We start from the raw sequence: 9,414 nt of genomic DNA on the forward strand, positions 1-9,414 counted from the left end.
CGCTGGAGCGGCCCGGGTCCTGCGGCTCGGCGGGGCGGCCGTAGCCGTCGCGGGGCTGCGGGGGACGAGGCGGACGCGGCTGCTGGCCGGACGCGCCGGGAACACCGGGGACCGGACGCGGGGCGGCCGACTGCTGCGGACGAGGCTGGAGCGACGAGTTGCTGGAGCCGCTGGAGCCGTGGGAGCCGTTGGGGCCCGGACGGCGCGGCGCGGCCGCGCGGGGCTCCCAGTCGGCGCCGCTCTCCCGGGGACGGCTCGCCGGCGGCAGCGCGGCCTGCGGCGTCGCGCCGCCTCCGTAGCCGCCGCGCCCGGCACCCGAACCCGGGTTCGAGCTCGAATACGGCTTCGGCGCGGGCGGTGCCGGCTTGGGCGGCGCCGGACGGCCCATCACCGGAGCCGGCGGCACGGCCGGGAACCCGCCGGTGCCGGTCCCGTCCGCGGGCTCGAACCAGCCGCTCTCCGCCGCGCTCGCGCCGGTGGTGACCGGGAGGTAGGAGGTCTGGGCCGAGTCGTATGAACTGCTCGCAGCGTACGAACCGGTCGAGTAAGCGCTCTGACCCAGCGGATCCGACGCGGACGAGTACGAGGTCTGTTCCAAGGGGTCGGTCAGCGGGTTCGAGAGGTTCGCGTACGGGCTGGCCCCGTAGGCGCTCGTGGAACTCGTGGAGCTCGACGAGCCGTAGCCACCGGAGCTGGACGTGGAGCTGTAGCCGGTCGCAGAGCCCGTAGTAGAGCCGTACGTGCTCGATCCGGAGCTATAGGCGTCCGTGGACGACGAGCCGTAAGCGCTGGTCGAGCCGTAGGTGCCGCTCGATGCGGCGCTCGACCCGTTCGCGGTCTCGTAGCCGTTCGACGAGCCGTACCCGCTCGTCTGGCCGTAGCCGCCGCTCGAGCCGGACGCGCCGTAGCCGGTCGCAGAGGTCGAACTCGCCGCGCTTCCGTACAGGGCGTCGTTGCTCGTGGCGTACGACCCGGAGCTGCTGTACGACCCCGAGCTACCCAGGGCGCTCTGCGAGCCGAACGCGGAACCGGAGCCGAAGGCGTCGGAGGAGCCCGCCGAGCTCGACGCGGACGAGCCCAGCGCCGGCGTGGACCCGAAACCCGACCCGGACGTGGAGTACCCGCTCGACGCGTACCCGCTCGACGCGCTGGGCAGCGCCGGGGCCGGAGTCACCGGCGGCCCGCTCTGCGCCACCGCGGCCATCGCCATCGGCAGCAGGTCCATCGAGGTCGTCCCGAGCCCGTCGGCCGGGCACACCCGCACCAGCTCGCCGACCGTCAGCGCCAGCTCGGTGGCCAGGTCCAGGGACCGCGGCTGCATCGGGTTCTCCCGCATCCACCAGCACGCGATCTGCACGATCGAGCCGGCGGCGTGCGGACAGGTGCGGATCGCCCCGCGCAGCTGGAGCGGCTGCGGACCGGACACGGTGATCCGGAACCAGGTGCCCTCGCGGAAGCCCAGCGCCGGGTGGCCCAGGGAGTCCTGCAGCACGACGTGGTACTGGTGCTCGATCTCACGCTGGCCGCCGGCCCCGGACGCGCTCAAGGCCGAGCTGTTCCTCTGCTGCTCGCCGTAGGCGACGCTCATCGGCTGCCTGACCGTTCTCCGGACTGCGAGTCCGGAACCCTGCTCGAAGTCACCATGTATCGCCCGCCTCGGCTCTAAAGAGCGGAATTGAGGCGGCCCCCGTTGCCGCTGTGTCCGCAGTGCTGTGTGTGATCAATGTCCACTGATGTGGTGGGATCGTTGCGCAAACGGTACTCAATACTGGGGCTCAGCGGTAGGGCATCCACTAAGAACAAGCCGTGATTTCTGTGGCCTGCCCACAACATCCAGATCCGGGCTGTGGCAGGGCGACCCTCGATTGTCATCTCAGCGCCCCCTCGGCATAACGTTGTCGCGTGACGGCGGACAGAGACGAGGAGTTCTCTCGCTATGTCACTGAGCGGTCCGGGGCCCTCTTGCGCGTCGCCTATCTGCTGACCGGGAACCGCGCCGACGCCGAGGACCTGCTGCAGACCGCGCTGGCCAAGACCTATCTGTCCTGGGCCCGCATCCAGGACAAGGGCGCGCTCGACGGCTACGTGCGGCGCGTCCTGGTGAACACCCAGACCTCCTGGTGGCGCAAGCGCCGGGTCGAGGAATACCCCACCGACCAGCTGCCCGAGCAGGTCTGGGAGGATACGCGGCCGGCGGAGATCGAGCTGCGCTCGACGGTCTGGAAGTCGCTGGCGCAGCTGCCGCGCCGCCAGCGCGCGGTGGTCGTCCTGCGTTATTACGAAGACCTCTCCGAAGCGGAGACCGCCGAGGTAATGGGGATCTCAGTCGGCACGGTGAAGTCAACGGCTTCACGAGCCCTTGCCAAACTCCGGACGGACGGGGCATTACGCGACGCCCGCGTCGCCATCCCCGCGCCACTTCGCCCGCCTGCCGGCGAACCCCTTCCGAAATCCGCCAGGGTCGATGCAGACTGACCGGTGTACCGCCCGGTAACCTCAACCCCTCAGGAGGTCAGCGATGCGCTCGACCATGCAGGAGACCCCGCTAGGAATCCCGACGCTCCTGAGGTTCGCCTCGACCGTCTATTCCCGGTCGAAGGTGCACACCGTCACCGCCGACGGCCTGCGCACCGCCACGTTCGCCGAGGTCGGCGGGCGCGCCGCGCAGCTGGCCCACGCCCTGCACGACGACCTCGGGATCCGCGGCGACGAACGGGTCGCCACGTTCATGTGGAACAACCAGGAGCACCTGGAGGCGTACTTCGCCGTCCCGTCCATGGGCGCCGTGCTCCACACCCTGAACATCCGGCTCTTCCCGGATCAGATCACGTACATCGCCAACCACGCCGAGGACAAGGTGGTGGTGGTCGACGGCAGCCTGATCCCGCTGCTGGCCCGGGTGCTGCCGGGGTTCAGGACGGTCGAGCACGTGGTGATCGTCGGCGAGGGCGACCCGGCGCCGCTGGAGCCCGCCGGCAAGCAGATCCACCGGTACGAGGAACTCCTGGCCGGGAAACCCACGACCTACGACTGGCCCGACTTCGTCGAGACCGACGCCGCGGCGATGTGCTACACCTCCGGCACCACCGGCAACCCCAAGGGCGTGGTCTACAGCCACCGCTCGGTCTACCTGCACTCGATGCAGGTCACGATGCCGCAGTCGTTCCAGCTCACCGAGGCGAACCGGGTCCTGACCATCGTCCCGATGTTCCACGCGATGGCCTGGGGAATCCCCTACGCGGCGTTGATGTCCGGCGCGACCCTGGTCATGCCGGACCGGTTCCTGCAGGCCCCGGCGCTGGTGCGGGCGATCCACGCCTCCGGCGCGGACTTCGCCGGCGCGGTGCCGACGATCTGGAACGACGTGCTCAACCACCTGGACGCCAGCGGCGAGAAGATCCCGACGCTCAAGCGCGCGGTGGTCGGCGGCTCGGCGGTGCCGCCGGCGCTGATGAGCGCCTTCGAAGAGCGCTACGACATGCGCATCATCCACGCCTGGGGCATGACCGAGACCTCCCCGCTGGGCTGCGTCTCCCAGCCGCCGGCCGGCACCGAGGGCGAGGTGGCCTGGTCCTACCGGGTCACCCAGGGCCGCTTCCCGGCCGGGGTGCAGGCCCGGCTGGCCGGCCCGGACGGCACGATCGTCCCCAACGACGGCGAGGCGGTCGGCGAGCTGGAGGTCCGCGGGCCCTGGATCACCGCCTCCTACTACGGCGACGAGGACCCCGAGCGCTTCCACGACGGCTGGCTGCGCACCGGCGACGTCGGCACGATCACCCCCGACGGCTACCTGACGCTGACCGACCGGGAGAAGGACGTCATCAAGTCCGGCGGCGAGTGGATCTCCTCGGTCGAACTGGAGAACCACCTGATGGCGCACGCCGCCGTGGCCGAGGCGACCGTGGTCGGGGTCCCGGACGAGCGCTGGCAGGAGCGGCCGCTGGCCGCCGTGGTGCTCCGCGAGGGCGCCGAGGCCGCGCCGGAGGAACTTCGTGAGTACCTGTCCGGGCTCATCCCGAAGTGGCAGCTTCCTGAGCGATGGACCTTCCTCAACGCCGTCCCCAAGACCTCCGTCGGCAAGTTCGACAAGAAGGAAGTACGCCGCGCGTATGCAGCCGGTGAGCTTGAGGTCACAGTGTTGTAGAAGCGTTGTAGACCCGCGCCTGAAGGCCTCTTCAACAGAAAAGTCCGCAGTGTAGAGTGCCGAGAACTTGAGCACCTGGAACATCAGTTGTAATCGGCAGGGGAGGCCCCGCGGACATGCGGATATCTCGGCGGTTTTCGCGCAGCACCGCTGCCGGCGCGGCGTCGGTGCTCGCCGCGCTCGCTATGAGTGCGTGTTCCAGTAGCTCCTCCGGGGGCGGCTCCGCGGCTTCGAGCTCCGCGCAGTCGCAGTCTGTGGCGAACGCGAACGCCAACGAGAACGACGTCCAGGTCCTCAACTCCTTGCAGCTCAATACCCAGGAGTTGGACAGCGCATTCGCCACTGACAGCCAGTGGAAGACGTGGCCGGCCGCGGACACCGCGAAGCTCCTGCTCAAGCAGACGTGGGCCTGCACGCAGAACATGATCGACACCTCGAAGAAGTCGCTGCAGCCGGTCACCTCGTTCTTCATGGCCGGCCCGCTGCCCGGCGATCCGCCGACGACGCCGGCGTCCACGACGTCCTCCTCCTCGTCGAGCCACAGCAACGGCTACAACCACAAGAGCGGCTCCTCGTCGACCCCGACCTCGACCGGGTCCAGCAGCAGCTCCTCCTCGACGGTCGGCGCCGACGGGAACCCGGTGCACTGGGTCGTCAGCACCGCGATCGCCTACCAGACCGCCGACGCGGCCCAGGCCGCCGTATCGGGCATGGGCGCGATCGACCCGAACGCACCCGGCTGCGGCGGGCCCAAGGACGGCGACAAGGACGAGATCGTCGGCGGCGGCGGCGCGGTCGAGCCGTCCTGGGTCAACTCCCAGGGGGTGTTCGTGTTCACCGACACCCACACCCATGTCACGATTTCCGCGGTCGCACAACGCCGGGGACGGTATGTCGTCCTGACCTACACTCGCGGGAGTGCCGGGAACGACGCCGGGTATTACGACCTGGAAGAAGGCTCGGACACCAAACCCGCGGCCGCCGCCGCCACGGCCGTGCTCGGCCAGCTGACGGCCTCGGTCGTGGGCACCAACAGCTGAAAGCACCCGCACGCTTCCCCGATCGACTGGGAACCACCGACGAGGCCCAGCGCCACCTGAGCAGTCCAAGCACTGTGCAGTTCCAGCAAGCTGCCGACACTTGTGAAGGCCACTGATAACGGATGCGGTCGGGAACCGAGGATTTCCGCGAGTTCGTCGCGGCCCGCCAGGGCGCGCTGCGTCGGACCGCGTATCTGCTGTGCGGCGACTGGCACCAGGCCCAGGACCTGACACAGCAGACGCTGGCCAAGCTGTTCGTGGCGTGGACGCGCGTGCGCGCCGTGGAGGCCGTCGACTCCTACGCGCGCCAGGTCCTGGTCCGCACGTACATCGACGAGTCCCGCAAGCGCCGCAACCACGAGCTGGTCACGGCGGAGCTTCCGGACTCCGGCACCGAGGGCCCGGAGATCGAGACCCGGATGGCGCTGATGGCCGCGCTCAAGCAGCTCTCGCCGCGCCAGCGGGCCGTCGTGGCACTGCGGTTCTGGGACGATATGAGCGTCGAGGCCACCGCCGAGGCGCTCGGGATGAAGGCCAACACCGTGAAGTCGGACACCGCGCGCGCGTTGGCGAAACTCAAAGGGCTGCTCGACTCGTCTGTACACCAGGCGGTCTGAACGATGAGGGCGGAGCCGGCGAAGGGAGGACACGGATGAACGCGGTGGACGCGTCCGCGGGCGAGGACGCGATGCGCGGTCTGATGGAGACCGCCTTCACCGCCGGGGAACCGGCGCTGCCGGACGTCGACGACGTGATGGCGACCGTGGAGGTCCTCGGCGGGCACATCCGGCACCGGCAGCGGGTGCGGACGGGCCTGGCGGCCGGCGTGCTGTGCGTCGCGGGCTTCAGCATGGTGGCCGGCATCGCCGCGGTGGCGCACTCGAACCACTCGGGCGGGACCAGCGTGGTGATCCCCGGCGGCAGCGGGGGTCCGGTGCCGCCGCCGGTGACCGACACCGACACGACGCAGAGCGGCGGCGCGCAGAGCAGCGGGACCAGCGGCGGGACGGTCGCCGTTCCCTGACGCGGGCTGAGCGCCGGGCAGTTCGAGCTCTCGGGAGGGCCGATGCGACGGATCTTCGGGCTCGGAGCGGGTCTGACCCTGCTCGGGACCGCGCTGCTGGGGACCGCGGCGTGCGGCACTCGACTGCCGGATTCGGCTTTCACCTCGCAGGGTCCGGGTGTGCCGGGAACGTCCGGCGCCTCCTCAGCGAACCCGGCCAGTGATGTCGGCGTCACAGCGACCTCGATCAAGATCGGGATGATCGACTCGGTGGACTCGCTGCTCGGGCCGGACACGTTCTCCGGCCCGATGTACGGCGCGCAGGCCTTCTTCAAGGCGCTGAACGCCGCCGGCGGGGTCGGCGGTCGGCAGATCACCTTCGTGACGTGCGACGACCAGGGGGTCGGCGGGACGAACGTGTCGTGCGCTCACACGCTGATCGACCAGGACAAGGTGTTCGCGTTCGCCGGCAACTCGGCCTTCCAGTACGACGGCGCGTCCTACGTCTCGGCCAAGGACGTGCCGGACGTCGGCGGCGAGCCGATCAGCAACGCCTACGACCAGTACGCGCACCTGTACTCGATCTACGGCAGCGACTATCCGCGCGACGGCAAGAGCATCGGGTGGCAGGGGAAGCTGTACTCCTCGACCGAGGCCGAGCACTACGCGAAGACGGTGTTGCACGCGCACGTCGCCGGACTCGTCTCGTACAACCAGGCGGACTCGGCACGGTATGCCTCCTATGAGGCCGAGGCGCTGCGCAAGGAGGGGTTGACGGTCGTCCCGGAGCAGTTGGACATCGCGTTGGCCGACTTCAACTCCGCGGCGCTGGACATGAAGAACAAGGGTGTGGACGTCGTCTTCGACACCATCGACACGGACGGGAACGCCAGGCTGTGCAAGGCGATCGAGGACGCCGGGGTGCCGATCGTGGCGAAGATGACGACGGTGCAGAGTTGGGACGCCACGGTCGCCGCGACGTACAAGGACGCGCCGAATTGCCGGAACCTGTTGTACGCCAACGCTTCTGACGCCAACTACGAGGACACGGCGAACCCGGCGGTGAAGGCGTTCCGGGACGCGATGGCGAAGTACTTCCCGGACCGCGAGGGGAAGCTGTCGGAGTGGGAGATCGACGGGTGGGCGTCGGCGCAGTGGCTCACTGACGCGGTGGCTTCGTGCGGGGCCGATGTGACGCGGGTGTGCGTCGAGAAGTTCATGAACTCGGGGAAGCCCTATGACGCGCACGGGATCATCACGCCGGCGGCTTTCGATGTGAGGGCGCCGACGGGGACGACGCACGCGTGCTTCAACGTCGCGCAGTGGCAGGACTCTGCGAACGGCGGGCGGGGCGGCTGGGTGACGCGGGTACCGGATATGGACACGAACTGCTACGACGTACCTCAGGTTGCTTATTCGCCGTAGCCGTGGTGTTTTTCGCGGATCAGGTGGATGACAGGTCGTCCTTCGCCGTCGTCGAAGACTCTCACGCGAGCTCCATAGTTCTCGGCGATTCGTTGCTCTGTAAGGACTTCGCGGGCTGTGCCGCAGGCTGCGACCGCGCCTTCGACGAGAAGAGTCAGCTCGTCGGCGTACTGCGCGGCGAGGCTGAGGTCGTGCAGGGTGCTGATGACGGTCAGGCCCTCGGTCGCGCGCAGTTCGTCGACCAGGTCCAGGACCTGCTGCTGGTGGCCGAGGTCCAGGGCGGTGGTCGGCTCGTCGAGCAGCAGGACGCCGGCCTGCTGGGCCAGCGCGCGGGCCAGGACGACGCGCTGGCGTTCGCCCCCGGACATCGCGCCGAGCCGCCGGCCGGAGAAGCCGGCGAGGTCCAGGCGCTCCAGCGCGCTCTCAGCGACCGCGCGGTCGGTCCGGGACTCGACGCCGAGGTAGCCCAGGTGCGGCGTGCGGCCGAGCAATACGTACTCGGAGACGGTCATGTCGCCGGGGAGCTGCGGCTGCTGTGGGACGTAGGCGATGAGGCGGGCGCGGTGTTTGGCGGAGAGCTTCGCGACGGCCTCGCCGCCGACCCGGATGTCGCCCTCGTGCGGCAGGATGCCGACGATCGCCTTGAGCAGCGTGGACTTGCCCGCGCCGTTCGGGCCGAGGACGGCGTGCCAGGCTCCGGAGGCCACGGCGAGGTCGACGCCGTGCAGGATCGGCCTGCGGTCCAGCCGCACCCGCACCCCCGCGGCCTTGACCGCGCTCACCGGTCGCGCTCCCGCGTGGCCCGCAGGATGACCAGGAAGAACGGCGCCCCGACGAACGAGGTGACGACCCCGATCGGCAGCTCGGCGGGCGCCAGCACGGTGCGCGCCAGCAGATCGGCCAGAACCAGGAAGGCCCCGCCGACCAGCAGGCTCATCGGCAGCAGCAAGCGGTGCCCGGGCCCGGCGACGCGGCGCACGACGTGCGGCACCACCAGCCCGACGAAGCCGATGATGCCGCTGACGGCCACCGCGGTCGCGGTCGCCAGCGACGCGGCGGCCAGCACGATCACGCGCGTGCGCACAGGATGCAGGCCGAGGGTGGCGGCCTCGTCGTCGCCGAGCGCGAGGACGTCGAGATGGCGGGCGTGCACGGTGACGATCAGGACGCTGATGACGGCGTACGGCAGCGCCAACCGCACCAGCGACCAGTCGGCGGCGGCGAAACTCCCGAACAGCCACGAGTACACCTGCCGCACGTCCGCGGTGCTCCGCTGCATGACGAACGCCTGCACCGCCCCAACGAACGAGCTGACGGCGACCCCGGCGAGGATGAGGGAGGCGGTGCCCCCGCGGCCCACGACCGTGCCGAGCACGTAGCTCGCGAACACCCCGCCGAGCGCCCCGACGAACGCCGCGAGCGGCACGGCGCCGATCCCGGCGACGGTGTGCTCGGGCCCGCCGCCGTAAACGATGACGAGGGTCGCGGCCATGCCGGCCCCGGCGGAGGCCCCGATGGTCCCGGAGTCGGACAGCGGATTGCGGAAGACACCCTGATACGCGGCGCCAGCCTGCGCAAGCAACGCACCGACGAGCGTCGCGAGGACGACGCGCGGTAGGCGGATCTGGTCGAGCACACTCTGCTGGACTGGGCCGAGGCCGGTGTGGATGTCGACGAAGGGGAGCTTGTCCAGGAGCGCCTTGGCGGTGCCGGCGACCGGGAGGCCCGCCGCGCCGCCGAGGCTGGAGACGAGGGCGGCGAGGAGAAGGACTAGGACGCCGGTGAGGAGGGCGATGGTCGGG

The 9,414-nt window shown here is 70.1% G+C and carries 8 protein-coding genes and 1 pseudogene; 6 read left to right on the forward strand and 3 right to left on the reverse strand.

What is annotated here, in order from left to right; translation table 11 throughout:
* Window positions 1–1,588 (reverse strand): annotated as a pseudogene (locus tag GWK61_RS49665) (hypothetical protein); the annotation flags it as partial.
* 314 nt (window positions 1,589–1,902) lie between these two features.
* Between GWK61_RS49665 and GWK61_RS49670 the strand changes: the two are divergent.
* The 6 genes from GWK61_RS49670 to GWK61_RS49695 all read left to right on the forward strand — a co-directional run bounded on the left by GWK61_RS49670 (window position 1,903) and on the right by GWK61_RS49695 (window position 7,612).
* Complete coding sequence (locus tag GWK61_RS49670) at window positions 1,903–2,475, forward strand: SigE family RNA polymerase sigma factor (RefSeq protein WP_194920762.1); 573 nt, start codon at window positions 1,903–1,905, stop codon at window positions 2,473–2,475.
* A 43-nt stretch (window positions 2,476–2,518) separates the two neighbouring features.
* Window positions 2,519–4,144, forward strand: coding sequence for a long-chain fatty acid--CoA ligase (locus GWK61_RS49675; protein WP_194920764.1), 1,626 nt, complete (start codon window positions 2,519–2,521; stop codon window positions 4,142–4,144).
* Between the two features lie 116 nt (window positions 4,145–4,260).
* Entirely contained in the window at window positions 4,261–5,184 is a 924-nt protein-coding gene (locus GWK61_RS49680; RefSeq protein WP_194920767.1) for a hypothetical protein, read from the forward strand.
* Window positions 5,185–5,306: 122 nt separating this feature from the next.
* Window positions 5,307–5,801, forward strand: a complete 495-nt coding sequence (locus GWK61_RS49685) for a SigE family RNA polymerase sigma factor (protein ID WP_194920770.1) — start codon at window positions 5,307–5,309, stop codon at window positions 5,799–5,801.
* Between the two features lie 35 nt (window positions 5,802–5,836).
* Entirely contained in the window at window positions 5,837–6,208 is a 372-nt protein-coding gene (locus GWK61_RS49690) for a hypothetical protein (RefSeq protein WP_194920772.1), read from the forward strand.
* A 42-nt stretch (window positions 6,209–6,250) separates the two neighbouring features.
* Window positions 6,251–7,612 (forward strand): ABC transporter substrate-binding protein, encoded by a 1,362-nt coding sequence (locus GWK61_RS49695; RefSeq protein ID WP_194920773.1) that lies wholly within the window; start codon window positions 6,251–6,253, stop codon window positions 7,610–7,612.
* On the opposite strand, the gene GWK61_RS49700 is transcribed toward GWK61_RS49695, so the two are convergent.
* Window positions 7,600–8,394: an ABC transporter ATP-binding protein gene (locus tag GWK61_RS49700; protein WP_194920774.1), complete on the reverse strand. Its 795-nt coding sequence runs from the start codon at window positions 8,392–8,394 to the stop codon at window positions 7,600–7,602. The genes GWK61_RS49695 and GWK61_RS49700 overlap by 13 nt on opposite strands.
* A partial coding sequence (locus GWK61_RS49705) for a FecCD family ABC transporter permease (protein ID WP_228564258.1) occupies window positions 8,391–9,414 on the reverse strand: 1,024 nt, incomplete at its 5' end. The genes GWK61_RS49705 and GWK61_RS49700, both read right to left, overlap by 4 nt.

This window comes from Catenulispora rubra, assembly GCF_015356825.1.
In the GTDB taxonomy this organism is placed as follows: domain Bacteria; phylum Actinomycetota; class Actinomycetes; order Streptomycetales; family Catenulisporaceae; genus Catenulispora; species Catenulispora rubra.